The sequence below is a fragment of the Exiguobacterium sp. BMC-KP genome, from assembly GCF_001275385.1.
Lineage (GTDB): Bacteria > Bacillota > Bacilli > Exiguobacteriales > Exiguobacteriaceae > Exiguobacterium_A.
Window position 1 is genome coordinate 537,334 of sequence record NZ_LGIW01000015.1, and the last position, 19,305, is coordinate 556,638.

Annotated in this window: 16 protein-coding genes; 12 read left to right on the top strand and 4 right to left on the bottom strand. The window is 43.8% G+C overall.

Going from position 1 to position 19,305, the window contains the following annotated elements; genetic code table 11:
• Positions 1-75 precede the first annotated feature (75 nt).
• The 12 genes from bglX (at position 76) to ADM98_RS08305 (ending at position 16,127) form a co-directional block, all read left to right on the top strand.
• Positions 76-2,280 (top strand): beta-glucosidase BglX, encoded by a 2,205-nt coding sequence (gene bglX, locus ADM98_RS08250; protein ID WP_082318521.1) that lies wholly within the window; start codon positions 76-78, stop codon positions 2,278-2,280.
• Positions 2,240-5,446, top strand: coding sequence for a GH36-type glycosyl hydrolase domain-containing protein (locus ADM98_RS08255; RefSeq protein WP_053453056.1), 3,207 nt, complete (start codon positions 2,240-2,242; stop codon positions 5,444-5,446). Before bglX ends, ADM98_RS08255 begins: the two co-directional genes overlap by 41 nt.
• A gap of 66 nt (positions 5,447-5,512) precedes the next feature.
• Positions 5,513-7,039, top strand: a complete 1,527-nt coding sequence (locus tag ADM98_RS08260; RefSeq protein WP_160315922.1) for a glycoside hydrolase family 13 protein — start codon at positions 5,513-5,515, stop codon at positions 7,037-7,039.
• Positions 7,040-7,057: 18 nt separating this feature from the next.
• A complete protein-coding gene (locus ADM98_RS08265) occupies positions 7,058-8,023 on the top strand; it encodes a LacI family DNA-binding transcriptional regulator (RefSeq protein ID WP_053453058.1) in 966 nt (321 codons plus the stop codon).
• A gap of 149 nt (positions 8,024-8,172) precedes the next feature.
• Positions 8,173-9,405, top strand: a complete 1,233-nt coding sequence (locus ADM98_RS08270) for a sugar ABC transporter substrate-binding protein (RefSeq protein WP_053453059.1) — start codon at positions 8,173-8,175, stop codon at positions 9,403-9,405.
• Between the two features lie 34 nt (positions 9,406-9,439).
• Positions 9,440-10,327, top strand: coding sequence for a carbohydrate ABC transporter permease (locus ADM98_RS08275; protein WP_053453060.1), 888 nt, complete (start codon positions 9,440-9,442; stop codon positions 10,325-10,327).
• An 18-nt stretch (positions 10,328-10,345) separates the two neighbouring features.
• Positions 10,346-11,239, top strand: coding sequence for a carbohydrate ABC transporter permease (locus ADM98_RS08280; RefSeq protein ID WP_082318522.1), 894 nt, complete (start codon positions 10,346-10,348; stop codon positions 11,237-11,239).
• A gap of 183 nt (positions 11,240-11,422) precedes the next feature.
• Positions 11,423-12,340: an ATP-binding cassette domain-containing protein gene (locus tag ADM98_RS08285; protein WP_053454509.1), complete on the top strand. Its 918-nt coding sequence runs from the start codon at positions 11,423-11,425 to the stop codon at positions 12,338-12,340.
• A gap of 1 nt (position 12,341) precedes the next feature.
• Entirely contained in the window at positions 12,342-13,109 is a 768-nt protein-coding gene (locus ADM98_RS08290; RefSeq protein ID WP_053453061.1) for an ABC transporter permease, read from the top strand.
• A 62-nt stretch (positions 13,110-13,171) separates the two neighbouring features.
• Complete coding sequence (locus ADM98_RS08295) at positions 13,172-13,942, top strand: hypothetical protein (RefSeq protein WP_053453062.1); 771 nt, start codon at positions 13,172-13,174, stop codon at positions 13,940-13,942.
• Complete coding sequence (locus ADM98_RS08300; protein ID WP_053453063.1) at positions 13,939-15,165, top strand: glycosyltransferase family 2 protein; 1,227 nt, start codon at positions 13,939-13,941, stop codon at positions 15,163-15,165. The genes ADM98_RS08295 and ADM98_RS08300 overlap by 4 nt, the downstream gene beginning before the upstream one ends.
• Entirely contained in the window at positions 15,162-16,127 is a 966-nt protein-coding gene (locus ADM98_RS08305) for a hypothetical protein (RefSeq protein ID WP_053453064.1), read from the top strand. Before ADM98_RS08300 ends, ADM98_RS08305 begins: the two co-directional genes overlap by 4 nt.
• Positions 16,128-16,179: 52 nt before the next feature.
• Here ADM98_RS08305 and ADM98_RS08310 read toward each other — a convergent pair whose 3' ends face one another.
• The 4 genes from ADM98_RS08310 to ADM98_RS08325 all read right to left on the bottom strand — a co-directional run bounded on the left by ADM98_RS08310 (position 16,180) and on the right by ADM98_RS08325 (position 19,149).
• Positions 16,180-16,617: an Asp23/Gls24 family envelope stress response protein gene (locus ADM98_RS08310; protein ID WP_053453065.1), complete on the bottom strand. Its 438-nt coding sequence runs from the start codon at positions 16,615-16,617 to the stop codon at positions 16,180-16,182.
• Between the two features lie 58 nt (positions 16,618-16,675).
• On the bottom strand, positions 16,676-16,882 hold the full coding sequence (locus ADM98_RS08315; RefSeq protein ID WP_053453066.1) for a DUF2273 domain-containing protein: 207 nt from the start codon (positions 16,880-16,882) through the stop codon (positions 16,676-16,678).
• A 20-nt stretch (positions 16,883-16,902) separates the two neighbouring features.
• Positions 16,903-17,445 carry an alkaline shock response membrane anchor protein AmaP gene (gene amaP, locus ADM98_RS08320; protein WP_053453067.1) on the bottom strand — a complete coding sequence of 181 codons (543 nt, stop codon included), beginning with the start codon at positions 17,443-17,445 and terminating at the stop codon, positions 16,903-16,905.
• A gap of 333 nt (positions 17,446-17,778) precedes the next feature.
• Complete coding sequence (locus ADM98_RS08325) at positions 17,779-19,149, bottom strand: amino acid permease (protein WP_053453068.1); 1,371 nt, start codon at positions 19,147-19,149, stop codon at positions 17,779-17,781.
• Positions 19,150-19,305: the final 156 nt, after the last annotated feature.

Consider the following 19,305-nt stretch of genomic DNA (forward strand, 5'->3'; position numbering starts at 1 on the left):
TTATGAAAGCGCTTATAATTTTGAGTAACAGGTGAAACGTTTCGATAAAATATAGTTGATATGAGGTGCTGAGAGATGAATATTGAATCTTTGTTAGAGCAAATGACACTTCAGGAAAAAATCGGACAACTCGTTCAAATCCTCCCATCTGTCTATGATCCACAGACATCCGATACAGTGACGGGACCAGTAGCACAACTTATGGAAGAAAGTGGTTTGACGGAGGAAAATCGATTTGAATTAGGGTCTGTCATCGGGATTAATCAAGCAGAGCAGGCACTTCGCATTCAACAAAACTACTTAAAACATAATCGATTAGGAATCCCACTCTTGTTCATGGCGGATATCGTTCACGGTCATCGAACGATTTATCCGGTCCCTTTGGCGCTTGCCTCTATGTGGGATATTAGTGAAATGGAATTAATGGCTCGTCAATCGGCTATCGAAGCGGCAGCTTCAGGACTACACGTTACCTTTTCGCCGATGGTAGATCTTGTACGTGATGCACGCTGGGGGCGTGTCATGGAGTCAACAGGTGAGGATGTTTGGCTCAATGGAGAATATGCCAAAGCCTTCGTTCGCGGATATCAAACAGATGATTTAACGCGGTCCGATTCTTTAGCCGCTTGTGTGAAACATTTTGCGGCGTACGGTGCTGCTGAAGGTGGTCGTGACTATAATACGGTCGATATGTCGGATCGTGAATTACGAGAATTTTATTTACCCGCCTACTTAAAGGCAATCGAAGCCGGTGCTCGACTTATCATGACAAGCTTCAACGTTGTTGATGGTGTACCCGCTACAGCTAGTACGTATCTGTTACGGCAAATTCTTCGAAATGAGTGGCAATTTGATGGGGTCACGATTTCGGATTGGTCATCTATTAAAGAATTAATCCAGCATGGTGTTGCGGGTTCTCTTGCTGAAGCTGGAGAGAAAGGAATCAAAGCGGGTGTCGATATCGATATGATGTCAGGTGCTTATTTAAATCATTTGGAACAGCAGATTGAAGAGCATGTTGTTTCGATTGATTTAGTAGACGAAGCAGTACGCCGGATTCTTATTTTAAAGCGAGATCTTGGATTATTTGAAAATCCCTACCGTGGTATTGATCCTGAGCTTGAAAAGAGAATCCACCTTTCGAAAGAACATCGGGATACAGCACGGCGTTTAGCTGAAAAAAGTTGTGTCTTACTTAAAAATGATCACATTCTTCCGTTAGCGGAAAGTCAGCGGATTGCCTTGATCGGACCTTTTGCGACATCAACAGACGTACTCGGTCCATGGGCAGGTAGTGGGAAGCAAGAAGAAGCAATTACCGTTCGAGATGCGTTAGATGAAGCGAACATTGAGTATGTTTTTGCAGAAGGATCAACGGTTGATGCGGAAATCGACTGGGATCAGGCGATGGAAGTAGCGAAGCAGGCAGAAGTGATTCTTTTAGCGTTGGGAGAAGCGTCTTGGATGAGTGGAGAAGCTGGAAGTCGAACGGACATCCGATTGCCGAAAACACAACGTGAAGGATTAGCACGACTTGCGACTCTTGGAAAACCGATTGTAACCGTACTATTTAACGGTCGACCACTAGACCTTCGTGATGTCGTTGAACACTCCGATGCAGTGCTCGAAGCGTGGTATCCGGGAACAGAAGCAGGTCGAGCGATCCATCGTTTACTATATGGTCACGCAATTCCTTCTGGAAAACTGACCATATCATTTCCGTATCATGTTGGGCAATTGCCGATACGGTATGATGCTTTGCCGACAGGTCGCCCGATGACGATCGAAGGTGCGGATCCGCGCTATACAAGTAAATACTTGGACGCTCCAAACGAAGCTTTATTTCCATTTGGTTATGGATTAAGCTATACCCATTTTTCTTACTCACAGTTAACACTATGTGAACAGTCGAAAGAAAGTATATGGGAAGCATCTGTTCTGGTTACTAACGAAGGCACATTAGATGCGGAGGAAATCGTTCAATGGTACGTGCAAGATCCAGTTGCTGACGTGTCACGTCCCTTACGTCAATTAAAAGGATATGAACGTGTTTTTGTAAAAGCTGGTTCCAATCGAGAAGTAACATTCCGAATCGATGCTTCGATGCTGATGTATCAGCATCCGGACGGTTCAGTCAAAGCGGATGCGGGTGAATTCATTCTTTACGCTGGTTCAGATAGTGCATGTACATTGCATGAAACATTCTGGTTGAAACAGACCGTTGAAAAGGAGCAATTTGATGAACACATTAACGACCGTTCCACATCTACGACACGATGAATTTAGTGTGACACTGACTGAAGGCGGCGATATTCGTCAAATCCGTTATCAAGATATCATGATAAATCAATTGATTCACCATCCGTTTGATGAGTCCTTGATGAATCTATATGTTCGCCATGACGCTAGTGCAGCCTTGCCGTTACTTGGTATCCATTCACCTAGTCGACTAGCGTTATCTGAGCATACGATCAGCTGGAAAGGTGAGTATGAGAAATTTGGATACGAAGTCGTCGCAAGTCTTCACACGACTGGCATGCATTTTAAGGTCTCATTCATTGGAGAAGGAGAATTTGATGTCACCTATGCACAGGATTTAGGCCTTGCTGATGAAGCGGGTGTACGTACGAATGAGGCATACATGGCACAGTACATTGACTACGTTGCGATCGAACATGGGGTATTGGCTCGACAAAATCAGCGGCAGTCAACGGGGTTTCCGAGCGTTGCGATCCTCTCACATGAGCGTATCGAAGAGTTTGCGACAGACGGTTTTGATGTATACGGTACTTCGTATCGCGCAACTAATATGGCGAAGGGGTTGAATGCAACATTACCCTCACGCGTTCTTCAGTATGAATTCGCATTACCGACGATTCGGACAGCCGTTAAAGAATCGGATGGAGAGATAGCGTTCCAATTTGAGTTGCGCTTCATTCCTTCCATGGAAGAAGCACTTGATGAACAATCGATTCATCAATTCATGCCGCTATTCGAGCGTGAGGAGGAACGGAAGGAACACCATCGTACGACTTTCCTTCAAACACCCAAAACGCTTGTTGGAAAGACCGCAACGACACAACAACTCGACGACTTATATCCGGAACGGTTGCTTGAAGAGTGGGAAGGGTCACAATTATTGTCTTTCTTTACACCAAACGGTCATCATGTCGTTTTAAAAGAAAAAGAACTACTCGTCGATCGAAGCCATGCCACTATTCTATTAAATGGAGGTAGTTTAGCACCGATAGACAAGAAATTGGCGACGACCGTCCATATGAATGGTGTATTCAACTCGCATATCGTGCACGGGAACACGAATTATAATAAATGGACATCCAACGTCAGAAATCCGTTGAACATTCCTAAGACTTCTGGACAACGTATCTACATCGCGCGAAATGAAGAATATCAATTGTTGACCCTGCCGTCGATCTTTGAAATGGGATGGAACGAAGTAGTCTGGTATTACTTCGTAGATGAGGAGACAATCGAAGTCCGAACGTCAATCGGTGCTGATCGACCTGTACTTGAAACGACGGTAAAGACTTTGCATCCACACGCAATGAAAATCAGTCACCAGGTAACGATGCACACACAAGAATACGACATGCCGTTTCAAATGGAACAGGACGCAAATCGCCTTCACTTTAGAGCGACGGACGATACGTTGAGCAAACGTGTCCTACCACATTTGACATATACGATTGAAATGGATCAGCCGTATTCCATCGCCCAAACGTCTGACTGGTTGACACAGCCAATTGTAGATGACTTAGTTTGGTTATCCGTCGAGGCGACGAATCATCTCGTCATGCGAATGGGAACAGAGGAACAGTTATTCTTTGAAGCAGAAGAAGAGAAGCTTTTATTCAAGAAATGGCAATCTCATTACCGAAAAAACTTACAGTTTGAAGACGTCTGGCAAGATGCGGACGCACTGCAATTTCAAGTAGATTGGTACATCCAAAATATGCGCATTCATTACCAATCGCCACACGGTTTGGAGCAATATGGTGGCGCTGCGTGGGGAACACGCGATGTATCTCAGGGACCGATGGAATTTTTACTGGCGTTTGGTCACTTTGAAGAAGCTCGCGCATTACTGCTTCGGATCTTTTCCCATCAATTCGAAACAGGGCACTGGCCACAATGGTTCATGTTTGATGAGTATGCCGGTATCCAGCAAGAGGATAGTCACGGTGACGTGATCGTTTGGCCGTTAAAGGCATGTGCAGATTATCTTCAGCGAACGCATGACTGGGCATGTCTCGAGGAACTACTTCCCTATCGAACAGAAACAGGTCAAGAAACACTGAAGCACTCGCTCATGAATCATCTGGAACGAGCGTGTGAACGGATTGAAAAGGATTTTGTCCCGAATAGTGTCTTTTCTGCATACGGCGGTGGAGATTGGGATGATACGCTACAACCAGCAGATGATGTGTTAAAGAAAAAATTAATCAGTACATGGACAGTAGCTTTGACGTTCCAAGCATTCCGTAACTTAGCAATCGAACTGCCAGAATCGACAATCAGCATGCGATTAACGAAGCTTGCTTTACGCATGGAACAGTCCTTTCAGTCAGAAATGATTTTAGATGGCGTCATTCCTGGTTTTTTACGGGTCGAGGAAGATGGATATCATCCGATGATCCATCCCTCAGATGATGGACTACCGATGAAGTATCGATTGTTACCATTGACGCGCAGTATCATCGGAGAACTGGTTACACGAGAACAAGCGATGCAGAATTTACGGATCATCGAAGAGCATTTAAAGTTCCCGGATGGTGTGCGTTTGATGGATCGACCGGCACAATATCGTGGTGGTGTAAGTCGGCATTTCATGCGGGCAGAACAAGCGGCTAATGTCGGTCGCGAAATTGGGTTGCAGTATGTACATGCCCATATTCGTTACATTGAAGCACTTGCAAAATTCGGAGCAGATGAAAAAACGATAACAGAAGCGTTTGATGTCATTAATCCTGTGGATCTAAAAGTTCCAAAAGCAGTCCGCCGTCAGAGAAATGCATATTTCAGCAGCTCGGATGCGGCCTTTACGACGCGGTACGAAGCGCAAGAACGTTGGAGCGAATTAAAAGCAGGGAAGGTTCCGGTCAAAGGAGGATGGCGAATCTACTCGAGTGGACCAGGGATCTGGTTGAATCAATTAATGACGAACGTCTTAGGGATTCAAGAGCGTTCAGACGGACTTCTTCTTGATCCAGTCATAACGGGCACGTTCCAGATGGACATTTTCGATATCCCTTGTCGTATTCGAATCTCACGAGGTGAACAACGACGTGTCTTATGGAATGGCGAACTGATCAAGCTTTCAAGTCAGTCCAATCGTTATCGTCAAGGCGGTCATCTAGTGCAACGTGAGGCATTAAAAACGATACTTCCGACTGGAAATGAACTGCAAATCGAACTTCCGCACTAAAGTAGGGCAGGGTGACTTCGGGGAAGTCATCCTGTCCTTTAGCATAGGAGGAATGGAGTGAACGACATGCTACTAAAACATCGGAATCAAGTAGTCTATCATCTGTACCCGAAAAGTTTTCAAGATACGAATGGAGACGGAATCGGAGATCTTAATGGGATTCGTACACGATTGGATTATCTGCACTGGTTAGGTGTAGATATGATTTGGTTATGCCCTGTGTACACGTCGCCTGGATATGATCACGGGTATGACGTAGCGGATTATACGTCCATCGATCCAGTATATGGGTCGATGGACGAGATGGAAGCCTTGATTGACGAAGCGAATCACTATGGTATGACGATCATGATGGATATTGTCGCGAATCATACTTCGCACTGCCACGAATGGTTCATCGCATCCGAGAGTGATCCAGGAGGTCCGCACGGAGACACGTATATCTGGCGTAACGAACCGACGGAAGTAGAGTCTTTTTTTGGAGGTTCTGCTTGGACGTTCTCAAGTGTACGTCAGCAATACTATTTTCATTCCTTCGCAAAGGAACAACCGGATCTCAATTGGAAACAGCCGATCGTCGCAAAAGAATTTGCACATGTTTTATCGTTTTGGACAGAAAAAGGAGTTCGTGGATTTCGGTTTGATGTCATCGATTTAATTGGAAAACAGTTTCATCCGCACCGCTGGTTAGATTTTGAACGTGTTCAAAAGGGGTTACGCGAGATGATGGTGTCGATTGATCGTTCAAATCTGCTTTTAGTCGGTGAAGCGGGTGGACTTTCACCTTCTGAAATTCGTCGACTTCAAGAAGAAGGATTACTTGATGTGGTGTTTAATTTTGAGAATTGTGCGCTAGATGAGCAAGTCGGAAAAGGGAAGTGGCACCTTCGGTCGTTTAATCCAAGGGAATTAAAACGAACGATCAGAAAATGGCAAGATGAGATGAAAGAAGAAGGGTGGAACAGCTTATTTTGGAACAATCATGATCAACCGCGCGTCATTACGAGGTGGTATGACAATGATCTAAACGCAGCAAAAATGCTTGCCTTGCTTCAGCTGACATTACGAGGAACACCGTTCATTTATCAAGGAGATGAGATCGGGATGACGAATGGAAACATACAACGATCTGAGTATCAGGATATCGAAACACTCCGTTATTTAGAGCAAGGTGGGTCGATACAGTCTGTTCAATTGAAAGGTCGTGATCATGCCCGTCTCCCGATGATGTGGACGCGAGACGGTGGATTTTCGGTGGAGACTCCATGGATACGAGGAATGAATACACATGACCGAAATGTTCATGATCAACAAGGGAATGCTAATAGTTTACTTCAGTTATATCGCCAATTACTTTCGATACGGAAAGCAACGCCCGCTTTATTAGAAGGAGAAATGAGGTGGCATGAGACGCCGTCAACGATGATTGCCTTTGATCGTGTATTTGGGGAAAACGCTGTTCGAATACTTGTAAATCTGTCGAATCATTCGGTCCAGCATCATATCAAGATGGGGAAGATACTAACTGGAGTAGGGGACTATCATGACGGAGAACTCGGTCCTTATGCGGCGGTCCTATGCTATACTTTTTAGGGAAGGAAGTGAAGTGAAATGACAGGAATTAAGGATATTGCAAAAGCAGCGGGCGTCTCGATTTCGACCGTTTCCTACGCGTTGAATGGGAGTACGAAAGTAACAGAGAAAACACGGCAACGAATCATGAAAATCGCGGAAGAGTTGAATTACATTCCGAATGCTGCTGCTAGAACATTAAAGACACGAAAGACCCATATCATCGGCGCCTTTCTTGGTGACTATTCAGGATCATTTTATGGTGAACTGTTAAAAGGAATCAATCACGAGTTATCGGAAACAGGATATGAGTTAATCGTCTGTAATGGACCGGAATCCCACCGCTTAATGACAGAACGCATCGTTGATGGCGGAATTATTTTAGGTCATCGTTTCACACAAGAACAAATTCTTGGGTTTGCTGATCGGGGACACCCGTTGACGATTCTTGATCGAAACATTGATCATCCGAACATTAGTTGTGTCTTGCTTGATAATGAGATGGGCATGCGACAAGCGATGCAAACGATCCTCGCAACAAAGCCGGGCTGTATTCATCTCGTCGATGGACCGGAAGATAACCATGATGCTTTCGAGCGTCGCGCTGTCGTTTTAGAACAGGCTGATCTAGCGGGTATTACAGTTCGTAAATGGGAGGGTGGATTTACGAAACGTTCTGGTATTCGGGCTGCAAGCGAAATTCTTGAAGAGTTACAGGACGGAGATGCCATCATTTGTTTGAATGATGATATGGCACTTGGAGTGTATGACGTGTTACAAAATACATCATTTCGAATCGGTCTTGATGTATCGCTTACGGGGTTCGATAAGCTTGAGGTCACGAATTATACACAACCGAAAATCGCAAGTGTCAGCTATTCGAAATTAGATTGGGGAAAATCTGCTGCCCGTGCATTACTTCAATTAATTGATAAACGAGAACGAACGAATGCAAAAATTGACTCGAAGTTCATCGTGGCAGGATCTGTCCTCCAAAAGAAATAAAAAAATATGTTGTAAGCGCATACATGAATGCTTATAATGTTTATAGAAACGTTTAACCTGTTGCTTTAAGGAAAAGCCTTTGTATAAACATTATTTTTTTAGAAAACAATCGAAACGTTTCGATTAATACGAGATGGAGGAATGGAACCATGAAAAAACTCGGACTAGCACTTGCAGTCGGCGCATTATCGGTATCAACATTAGCAGCTTGTTCATCAGGGTCTGGAGATGATGAGAAGACGTTAACGATTTGGGCTATGGGTGAAGAAGGAAAGGCATTACCGAAGCTCGTGAAAGAATATGAGAAAGCAAACAAAGGTGTCACAGTAAAGGTTCAAGCAATACCATGGGATACGGCACACGATAAATTATTAACGGCAGTAGCTTCGAAAAACGGACCAGATGTCGTCCAAATGGGAACATCTTGGATGCCGGAATTCGTTGAAGCCGGTGCTCTTTCAGACATGAAAAAATATGTGGAGAAATATCCTTCTCTTGCAAAAGATAATTTTTATGAGGGATCCTATCAAACGGTTGAACTAAAAGATGGTGTTTACGGTGCGCCTTGGTATACCGATACTCGCGTTCTCTACTATCGCAAAGATGCGTTAGCTGATGTCGGGTATAAAAAAGCACCAGAGACATGGGAAGAACTCGAGGATGCTTCGGCGAAGCTTGCGAAACGTCCAGGCGAGAACATGTACGGAATTACCTTGGATACGAATGATCAAATGTTGAACTTCATGTTTGCGCGTCAAAATGGATCGGATTTATTGACGCAAGATAACAAACCGTTATTTAATCAGCCTGAATTTATCGAGAGTGCTGAATACTTAACGAGTTACTTCAAACAAAAGTATGCTCCGATTGATTTAGGAATGGATATCGTACAAGCCTTTGGGGCAAAAGAACCGAATGTACCGATGTTCATCAGCGGACCGTGGATGATCAATCTGATTAACGATCAGATGCCAGGGATTGAATCGAAGTGGGGAACTGCAGTCCTTCCGAAAAAAGAAAATAATATTTCATTCCTCGGTGGAGCAAACCTGAGTATCTTTGAAAGCAGTTCTAAAAAAGATCAAGCTGCGAAGTTTATCGCGTATATGAGTGAACCGGAAACGCAGACAAAATGGATGGAAATGACGAAATCACTTCCTTCAACAAAAGAAGCATGGGAAAATGACACACTTCAAAATGATGAAAAACTCAAGACGTTCGGTGAACAAATGCAAGCTGCTCAACCAATGCCACTTATCTCTTCGTGGGAGAAAGTGTCACAAACCTACTTACAGAGTTTTGAGAAAATGTACCGTGGAGATGCTGCTGTCGACAAAGAAGTTGAAGTGTTCCAAAAGAAAGCAGAAACCATCTTAAAATAAGCGGAGCGGAAGCTTCAAGGAAGGAGTCTTCTGAATGAGACGGTTGCTCAACCATCAGGCGCCTTATCTGTTCATTGCACCGACCATCATTTTACTGTTTCTGTTTTCGATCACACCGCTTTTCGTTGCCGTAGTGATGAGTTTTACGAACATGGATTTAGCGGGGATTGCCAACTATGCAAACATCGAATGGATCGGTATTACAAATTATCTAGAAATTTTTAAGGATGAGGTTTTCTTAAAAGCTTTAACGAACACCGTTTTTTATGTCATCTTGGGTGTGCCACTTGTCATTACACTTTCGCTCTCCATTGCTATTGCGATTAACTTTGGTCGGGGAAAAGTATTTGAATGGTTTCGCGTCGTTTTTTATATGCCATCTATTACGAACGTTGTTGCCGTTGCCGTTGTCTGGGGATTCTTATTCAATCCCCAGTACGGACTCTTTAATTTTATCTTGAACGCGATTCATTTACCGGATGTGCCGTGGTTACAAGATCCACTCGTCGCAAAATTATCGTTGATTCTATTAGCATTATGGCGGGCTGTCGGAATCAACATGATTATCTTCCTTGCGGCATTGCAGGGGATTCCACGAACGTACTATGAAGCAGCTGCACTCGACGGAGCGAGTACGTTTCAACAAATGTTTAAAATCACAATTCCTCTTTTACGTTATGCTATTTTCTTCGTCACGGTGACGACGTTGATCGGCTGGATTCAATTTTTCGAGGAACCGTTCATTATGACAGAAGGTGGACCGTTGAATTCAACGACATCATTGGCGCTGTTCATTTATCAAAACGGGTTCCAACTGAGTAACTTCGGATACGCTGCCGCGGGTTCCGTTGTACTATTCGTTTTAATCATTACGGTCACATTAATCCAGTTCCGTGTTCAAAAAAATGATAATCCTTACTAAGGGAAGGGGGACAAATCGATGATTCCGAAAGAAAAACCTGTAGTTGTAACAGGCAGGGAAGCTCGATTTTCACCAATAGCACGTCCGGAAAAAAGACGACGAAAGTCTACTTTCCAATGGGGTCTTGCAACGGTATTGACGTTACTAGGTCTTTGTTTTCTCTTACCGTTTTTTTGGATGGTTCTTTCTTCTGTTAAAACGGATGCGGAAATTTTAGCACTTCCGCTGACGATCTGGCCAAAGGAGTTAACTTTTGAGCATTACGTCAATTTATTCGTGAACTTAAACTTTTTGACCTATTTGAAAAATACACTTTTAATTGTGTTGGCCTCGTTTTTTGGTCTACTCTTAACAGCAATGGCTGGTTATGGATTTGCTAAATTTCGTTTTAAAGGGAGTAAGTTGCTATTCGTTGGTGTACTCGCCACGATGATGATCCCGGGGCAAGTAACGATGATTCCAGTCTATTTAATGCTTAACCAAATGGGATTGACAAACACGATGACGGGAATCGTTTTACCCGGATTAGTTGGTGCGTTCGGCGTGTTTCTGTTTCGACAATTCATGACGACGATTCCAGACGAGCTGTTAGAGGCATCTCGATTGGATGGAGCAAGTGAATGGCGTATTTTCTTCTCGATCGTTCTTCCGATGTCAAAACCTATCTTAGCAGTTCAAGGAATATTAACGTTTATTGGGGCATGGAATAGTTTCTTATGGCCCCTCATCATTGCGAATGATGAGTCACTATATACTTTATCTGTTGGTTTAGCGTTACTTCAAGGGCAACACGGTGGAAATTATGGACTGCAAATGGCGGGAGCTACGTTCATGGTCATCCCGATTATCATTATCTTCATGATTTTCCAAAAGTACATCATTGAAGGGTATAATATTTCAGGTATGAAATGAGTATACGTTTTGATTTCGCGTTCTCTATTGAGAGCGCGTTTTTGTATGCAAAAATATCGATGAATCGTTAGTATAAAAAGATTGTGAGGTACGCCATCTGTATAAAAGTTTTTTTGATTCGATAACAGGAAAAACGGGAAAATCTTGGACATGACTTTGATTTCGAGGAAAGAAGGAATGAAGATGATTCATGTCGAGAACTTGACGAAGACGTACGACGGAAAGGATGTCGTCAAAGGGATTTCGTTTGACGTGCAAGCAGGGGAGATCTTTGCCTTTCTTGGACCGAACGGTGCCGGGAAATCGACGACCGTTCAGATGCTAACGACGTTGATTCCGATTTCCGGAGGTCGGGCGACGATACAAGAATTCGATGTCGTCAAACAGGAAAAACAAGTCCGCTTGCAAATTGGAGTCGCCCTTCAAGATACTGGCATCGACGAGGATTTGACCGGTCTTGAGTTACTTGTCTTACAGGGGAAGTTATTCGGATTAAGTCAGACGGAAGCTAAGAAGCGGGCAGAAGAATTGTTACAACTCGTCGGACTCGATCAAGACGGGCAACGACGGTCCGGCACTTACTCCGGTGGGATGAAACGACGCCTCGATCTCGCCTTGACACTCGTCCATCAACCAACTGTTCTGTTTCTCGATGAACCAACGACCGGACTCGATCCAGCAAGTCGTGTGCAAATCTGGAACGAGGTCCGGCGATTAAATGAGGAGTTCGGCACGACGATCTTCTTGACGACACAATACTTGGAAGAAGCCGATCAGTTAGCAGACCGGATTGCAATCATCAACGAGGGGCAATTGATTGCCGAAGGAACGGCAGCAGAACTGAAGGCAGCAAACGGAGAGGAACGGATCGAGTTGACACTTGCTGAAAAAGCAGATGAACGGTTGGTCTTAGAAGTATTCGCTGGTCGTCAGGAAAAAGATCGTTTGATTATTCCATCACACGGTACGGAAACATTACGTGCGGTCGTCCGCTTCCTTGACGAACGGAAGATGGTTGCTACGTCACTTGTCGTCAAACAACCGTCACTTGATGATGTATTCATCCGTTTAACAGGGCAAGCCTATAAGGAGGAATCGTGAGATGATACGAGAAACATGGTTTTTGATGCGGCGGAGTCTACTCGTGACGTTACGCAATCCGTTCTCCTTTATCCCGAACTTGATCATCAGTGTGTTTTTCCTGCTCGTCTATACGAGCGGTCTCTCCGGTATCTCGAATTTACCTCAATTCGATGGCGTCGATTATTTGAACTTCATTCTTCCTGTCTCAATCGTCTCGGGTGCTGTTGGAGGAGCAGGGGGCGCTGGTCAAGCACTCGTCAAGGATATCGAAAGCGGTTATTTTGCTCGGCTCTTATTGACACCGGTCTCACGAACCGCAATTGTTCTCGGACCGATGTTAGCTGGTATGTTGCAATTATTCGTTCAAACGTTATTGATCTTTGGGATGGCATTTTTGCTCGGTCTATCGATTCCAGTGGGGATCAGTGGCTTTTTCTTAACGATTTTACTTGCGCTCGGATTCGGACTCGCCTTTGCGGGTTATTCGGTCGGTGTAGCCTTAAAGACACGCAACGCACAAGCGGCACAAGCTGGAACGCTCTTGTTCTTTCCGTTGATTTTCTTGTCGACGACGTTCGTACCAAAAGACTTGATTGAAGCTGAGTGGCTTAAGATTGCTGCGACAATCAATCCGACGACCTATATCATGGAAGGGATGCGTAGTGTGTTAACCCGTCCGGACATCGATTGGTCCGTTTACTGGCAAGGGTTGATTGTAGCTGCCGTTCTTAGTATCGCGATGGTCATCTTTGCTGCCTTAAACGCGCGAGGAGCATTGAAAAAATAGGATACTCCTATCCATTTTAAGGGTATACATTTAGAATTCAACAATTGAAGAGGAGGGGTTCAATGAGGCGATATGCGCTTTCACTTTTATTATTAGTAGGTCTCTTGGCTACTGTCCTTGTCTTGTATCAAGTGACGTTCGATATTACGACGTCAATCCTGCATTTCTTATTGGTTCCAGTATTGATCGTCATGACTCTTTTGAATGGAAGAAAAAATTTCTTGATATTGATCAGTTATGTTCTCGTCATGGGTTTTCTCTATTTGATTTTATCGTGGTATAACGAGGCTTCGAACGAACTGCAATTGTCCTACATCGGACAACATCTCTTATCCTCAGTCGGAGTCTTTTTATACTGGTTATTCCTACGTCAGTTACGAAGTGTATTTGAAGAGAATGAATCTCTTCAAAAGCGAGTTGCTTTGCTTGAGGGGTTCTCCGCTTCACCCCAATTGCTTTCCTACAGCGAATTTTTAGATCGAACGGATTTTTTAATTGCGGGAGCAAATCGTCGACAGGAACAAAATATGTTACTTCATATTCAAATTCCATACGCTAGTTTGAATAAGAAAACAATCATGCAACAATTGACAGATGCCGGGCTAAAGGTATTTCGGGCACATTATGACGTCATGTCACAACGAAATCGTCAGGAATTCATCATCTTTCTTCAAAACACAGATCATCATGGTGCGGAGATTGCGTGGCAACGTTACGAGGATGAACTTCGTCAACGCTTTACGGTGCTAGCGTTGCCCTTTCAAGTCGAAATTCTTCCTGTACGATCATCTGTGGAAGAGACGCTGAAGCAACGGAAGGTGGTGGAGCAATGAATCTCGTCTTGAATGTCATCATGGCGATCTTTTGGTTACTTTTACTGTATTATTCTTATCTGACGATTGCCGGTATTCTCGATCGGTACGGAAAAAAAGACGTAGTTACTTTAAATGAATATCCGTCTGTCGCTGTTTTGATTCCAGCACATAATGAAGGCATCGTCATGCGTCAAACACTCGAGGCGATGATGGGAATCAAATATCCAGGGAATCTTGATGTGTTTTTACTCGATGATCAGTCGCAAGATGAGACGCAAGAGATTGCCAGGGAATTTACGACGATGTTCAGTCGAGTCCATTACATTCATGTCCCAAAAGGTGAACCAATCGGAAAATCACGTGTTCTGAACTATGGGCTATCGATCACGGATTCCGAATATTTCTTAATCTTTGATGCAGACAATCAGCCGAAGGCGGATACAGTGACACGACTCGTCGAACAAGCAATGACTCAAAAGAATGCTTGCGGAGCGGTTGGAATCGTCAAGACGATCAATGCAACGACGAACCTGCTGACGCGGATGATTGCAATTGAATTTCAGGTGTTTCAGTTGATCATGCAAAGTGGTCGCTGGAAAGCATTTAAGACTGGATCTTTAGCAGGAACAAACATGCTGTTGAAACGAGATGTCATCGAAGAATTAGGCGGATACGATCCATATGCACTGGCAGAGGATGCGGAATTGACGATGCGCATCACGGCACTCGGTTATACACTTCCTGTCGTATACGAGGCGGAGACGTGGGAACAAGAGCCGGAAACGATGAAAGTATACATGAAGCAACGGACGCGTTGGATGCTTGGAAATATTTATCTATTAGAAAAATCACTTCGGACACGAGATTTTTGGAAAGGAAGTACGCTCGTCCATTCTTTGCAGCATATCATGACGTACCTGCTCTTTATTTTCTTGTTGTTAATTTCTGATATCGTCTTGATTCTAGGGTTGTTCGGTTATGCATTTGATGAGGCGACGACGCCACTCATCATGTTTTGGTTCATGACCTATCTTGTCTATACAATCCAAATCTTAGCTGCGCAAGAACTTGAGGGAACCGCTACCCCGAAAAATATCCTCGTCGGATTAATTATGTACTTTACCTATGCACAATTATTCGTCATTCTTTTATTTCGCGGAATGTATGCTTATATCAAAAGTAAGGTACGCAAAGAGGTCATCGTCTGGGATAAGACGAAGCGCGTCAAGATCGAGTCATGAAGAAAGGATTAGGGATTGGTCTACTCATGTTTTTGCTAGCGGGAGGAGTCTGGTATTTCGTGCAGAAACAAGAGGACGATATCGTGCAACAAGTAGAAGAGGACTATATGCAAAACGGTATCATTCGTGCCTATGATCGTTCGAATGCCCAACGCCTGTCGGAGAGTCTAGGTCAGTATATGCAATATGTATTACTACTCGATGATGAAGTACGGTTCAAGGAACAGGTGAAAATATTAAAAAATCATTTTTTAGTCGAACGCGGATCAGAGGTATATATCAAATGGGAGTTAGGTGAGAAAACGGCAACAAATGCTTGGATTGACGATATACGAATTTCGGAAACGTTACTACAAGCCGGAAAGCAATTCAGTGAACCGTCATATTTAAAGCTTGCGAGTCGAATCGAGACCACCTTACTCAAGCGACAGCAAATTGATGGTAATATCGTTGATTTTTACGATTGGGATTTGCAACAGGCAACAGATGTACTGCATTTGAACTATTTAGAACCGCCGGCACTTAAACGATTGCAGTTACTCGATTTTGCAAAAGAAAGAGTGGCTCAAGCGAAACGAGAGGGACCGTTCACGGCAGAACTATACTATGCGAATCAAGATGAATCGAAGTGGGCAGATGACAAAGTCGTGAATATGATTGATCAAGTCTTGATTGAACGATTACGAGTAGGAGTGATCGGTAAAGCGGACGAGACTTTCCAGGCGTTCATCTCTAAAGAACTGAAGAACGGGAAAATATATGCGCGCTACGACCGTTTATCAGCGACGCCGACGATGAAAGACGAGTCAAGCTCCGTCTATGCCATACTCGCAACTCTTTTGACAGGCGAAGAACGTTCTTTCGTACTCAATCGTCTGCGTGAGATTGAGACGACGAATGCCAAAGTGACGCACGTGTTTGACGTGCTAAATAAAGCGGTTATCTTAAAAGAACTTGAATAAGAAAAAAACTGGAACGGATTTATTCCGATTCCAGTTTTTACTTTGATTGTGATTACTTAATCTCGCGTTTTTCTTCCTCTTCTTTTGCTGATTTACTTTTCGCATCGAACTCAGAGCGTGTCATGACATCTTCGACATGCATGTTGATTTCAATGACATCGAGTCCTGTCATGTCGTGAACTGATTTTTTGATTTTCGAGACTGCGTCTTGGAAAATTGACGGGATGTTTTTGCCGTATTCGACGATGACTTTTAAGTCGAGTGCGACTTGTCGTTCGCCGACTTCTGCGTCGATTCCTTTCGTGATGTCTTCTGTGCTACGGAAGCGGTCTGTCAACCCACTCATGAAACCACCACTCATTGAAAGGATCCCTTTGACATCATTTGATGCGATACCAGCAATCTTTTTGATGACTTGATCTTCAAATGTTAGTTTGTTTTCGCGTGCGACTTCGTTTTCGTTTTGTTTAGTGTTGATTTCGTTAGCCATGAGAAATCTCTCCTTTTAATGTTAGTTAACTGTTTTTTTGCTACTCTTTACGTTACGTTCAGTCCCGTTGAAAGAACTGAATCCATCCCTCGACATCAAGGGCATTGTCTCGCCATTGACCAATCAAGTAACCAATTGCTGCGAATACGATGATCAGCAATGTTGGCCCGAAACCGATCGTCAAGAACAAGATGGCGAGGATTAATCCGATTAGTCCACCGAGTAGGCGATAGCGATACGGACGAAGTGCTTCGCTCGTTTTCATGATCTTCCTCCTCTTTCGTCTTAGACGACACGTTCAGACGTTTTTGTTTTCGTGTCACTAATCCGGACACGTGTTTTCGTGACTGGTAGTTCAAGTAATGATTCGACTGCATGTTTGGCGCGTTCTTGAATGTCTTTCCCGATCGTCGGTAATCCTTCTTGACCGAAGACGGAACAGTCAACTTCGAGAGCGACGGTTTCTTTTTTCGAGTGGATGTCAGCGTTCACGCGCGGGGAGCGAACTCCATTCATACCGCGAATTGACTCAAGCGCTGTCCGTTCGATTGTCTGTTTTGAGATGGTGATGTTACCGTCACCGGTTTGAATCAGAAGACGTTGTCCTTTTGATCGGCTGAGCAGTCCAGTGAATAATAGAATGACAAATACGAATGCTAGGAAGCCACCAAGAGAGAGAATCGTGTAGCTATACCATTGTTGATCTTGCCACTGTTCAATCAGAGGACTGAGGCGTGGAACATCATAGACGCCGAGTACAAGAAGGCCGACGCTGATCAAGCCAAGAATGCCGATCAGAACGAGTAGGAAACGATTGAATCCGTTCATGTTACATCTCTCCTTTCTTTCGTAAAAATATTTTAGTTAGGATGTTCTACACATGAAATATTATGTGTATGGTGAGTTTATTCCCGTTCAAAAGACCTTAAAACATAAAAATACACTTTCGATAAAAAGACTATATTTTCTGATTTTTTAACGATTTATTAGAAAAATAGTAAATGAAATATGAGTTATCGTATAAAAATCGTGAATGATTTGCTGTTCTAAGAAGTAGATGTTCGGAATAAATTCTCTAACACTAATGATAAATAATGTCAATATATAAAAAACAGAACAAAAAAATTCCTCCCATGATGCCATGAGAGGAAAGAAATATTGTTATTTTTCGATTTTTGGTACTTTTACGATGTAATAGATCGTACTTAAAATCAAGAAGGCGATACCGATTAAGATGGACACGCGTGTCTCGTCGTTGAACAGCATCCCGACAAGCACCGTCAAGAGGGCAACGATCGATAGGTAGTTTGTTACCGGCGCTCCTGGCATCTTAAATGGATGTGAAGGTGTTCGTTCACTTTCGAGTTTGCGATAACGAATGTGACTAATCAAAATAGCGAACCACGGTACCATCCCTGGTAGTACTGAAGCGCTATAAACATACACAAAGATATTCGTATCCTTTCCAAGAACGAGCGGTAGGACGATATCCAAAATGACACCGAAGAAAATACCTACAGAAATAGCGAGGACTGTGTAGAATGGAATCCCACGTTTGTTGACCTTCAAGAAGAAGGAAGGCACTTGTCCTTTTTCTGCTAACGTATAAATCATTCGGCTAGCACTGAAGATCCCTGAATTACAGCCGGATAATGCTGCTGTAATGACGACGAAGTTGATAATACCGGCAGCAATCGTCACACCGACTTTCGCAAATGTCGCAACGAACGGACTACCGAGATCCGACAACTCATTCCACGGATAGACCGTGACGATGATGAAGATGGATCCGACGTAGAAAATCAAAATTCGCCAGACGACACCATTGATAGCCTTCGTAATATTTTTCTCTGGATCTTTTGTTTCTCCAGCTGTCACGCCGATCAACTCAACACCGATGTAAGAGGCGAAGACGATTGAGAGCGCAAAGAAGAAGCCGGTGAAACCATTCGTGAAGAAGCCGCCGTTCTCCCACAGATTTGAGAAACCGACCGGATTTCCATCATTCCCTAATCCGAAGAAGATGATACCGAAACCAGCGACGATCATCAGAAGAATCGTTATTACCTTGATTGAGGCGAACCAGAATTCGAGTTCGCCGAACATTTTAACCGAAGCCAGGTTCGCAAGAGTCAAGAGAATGATGACGACGACACCTGGAATCCAAGTCGGTAGTTCCGGCCACCAGAAGCGTAGATAGGTACCGACGGCAATGACTTCACTCATCCCGACGACGACCCAGTTAAAGATGTTGCTGCTCGCTGTCAAAAAGCCAGCGGCCGGATGGATATAATCGTTTGCGAACTTTGCGTACGAACCACTGTGAGGATGGGTGTAGACCATCTCACCAAGTGCACGCATGATAAAAAAGATAAAGACTCCTGCTAGCATGTACGCAAGTAAGACGGATGGACCTGTCCAAGCAATCGTACTCGATGCTCCAAGGAACAGACCAACCCCGATCGTTCCTCCAAGTGCAATCATTTGTACTTGTCGTGCTGTTAAATCGCGTTTCAAATTCGAACTCATCATTTCCCCCAAAAAAACTGTGACGTCATAATGTTCAGACAACTTGCCCGAATAACTATAACGCTGAGTATACTATCCTCGGATAGGACTCGGCTAGTCTTTTTGAAAATTTGAAATAGAGGTTTCAAAAATCAGAAATTCATGAAACAAACATGTAAC

Coding starts and splice junctions, on each gene's coding strand:
- ADM98_RS08285 (WP_053454509.1), top strand. CDS start 11,423: ATGATTCATGTCGAGAACTTGACGAAGACGTACGACGGAAAGGATGTC.
- ADM98_RS08315 (WP_053453066.1), bottom strand. CDS start 16,882: ATGAAAACGAGCGAAGCACTTCGTCCGTATCGCTATCGCCTACTCGGT.
- ADM98_RS08290 (WP_053453061.1), top strand. CDS start 12,342: ATGATACGAGAAACATGGTTTTTGATGCGGCGGAGTCTACTCGTGACG.
- bglX (WP_082318521.1), top strand. CDS start 76: ATGAATATTGAATCTTTGTTAGAGCAAATGACACTTCAGGAAAAAATC.
- ADM98_RS08270 (WP_053453059.1), top strand. CDS start 8,173: ATGAAAAAACTCGGACTAGCACTTGCAGTCGGCGCATTATCGGTATCA.
- ADM98_RS08265 (WP_053453058.1), top strand. CDS start 7,058: ATGACAGGAATTAAGGATATTGCAAAAGCAGCGGGCGTCTCGATTTCG.
- ADM98_RS08280 (WP_082318522.1), top strand. CDS start 10,346: ATGATTCCGAAAGAAAAACCTGTAGTTGTAACAGGCAGGGAAGCTCGA.
- ADM98_RS08325 (WP_053453068.1), bottom strand. CDS start 19,149: ATGATGAGTTCGAATTTGAAACGCGATTTAACAGCACGACAAGTACAA.
- ADM98_RS08260 (WP_160315922.1), top strand. CDS start 5,513: ATGCTACTAAAACATCGGAATCAAGTAGTCTATCATCTGTACCCGAAA.
- ADM98_RS08310 (WP_053453065.1), bottom strand. CDS start 16,617: ATGGCTAACGAAATCAACACTAAACAAAACGAAAACGAAGTCGCACGC.
- ADM98_RS08275 (WP_053453060.1), top strand. CDS start 9,440: ATGAGACGGTTGCTCAACCATCAGGCGCCTTATCTGTTCATTGCACCG.
- ADM98_RS08300 (WP_053453063.1), top strand. CDS start 13,939: ATGAATCTCGTCTTGAATGTCATCATGGCGATCTTTTGGTTACTTTTA.
- ADM98_RS08255 (WP_053453056.1), top strand. CDS start 2,240: ATGAACACATTAACGACCGTTCCACATCTACGACACGATGAATTTAGT.
- amaP (WP_053453067.1), bottom strand. CDS start 17,445: ATGAACGGATTCAATCGTTTCCTACTCGTTCTGATCGGCATTCTTGGC.
- ADM98_RS08305 (WP_053453064.1), top strand. CDS start 15,162: ATGAAGAAAGGATTAGGGATTGGTCTACTCATGTTTTTGCTAGCGGGA.
- ADM98_RS08295 (WP_053453062.1), top strand. CDS start 13,172: ATGAGGCGATATGCGCTTTCACTTTTATTATTAGTAGGTCTCTTGGCT.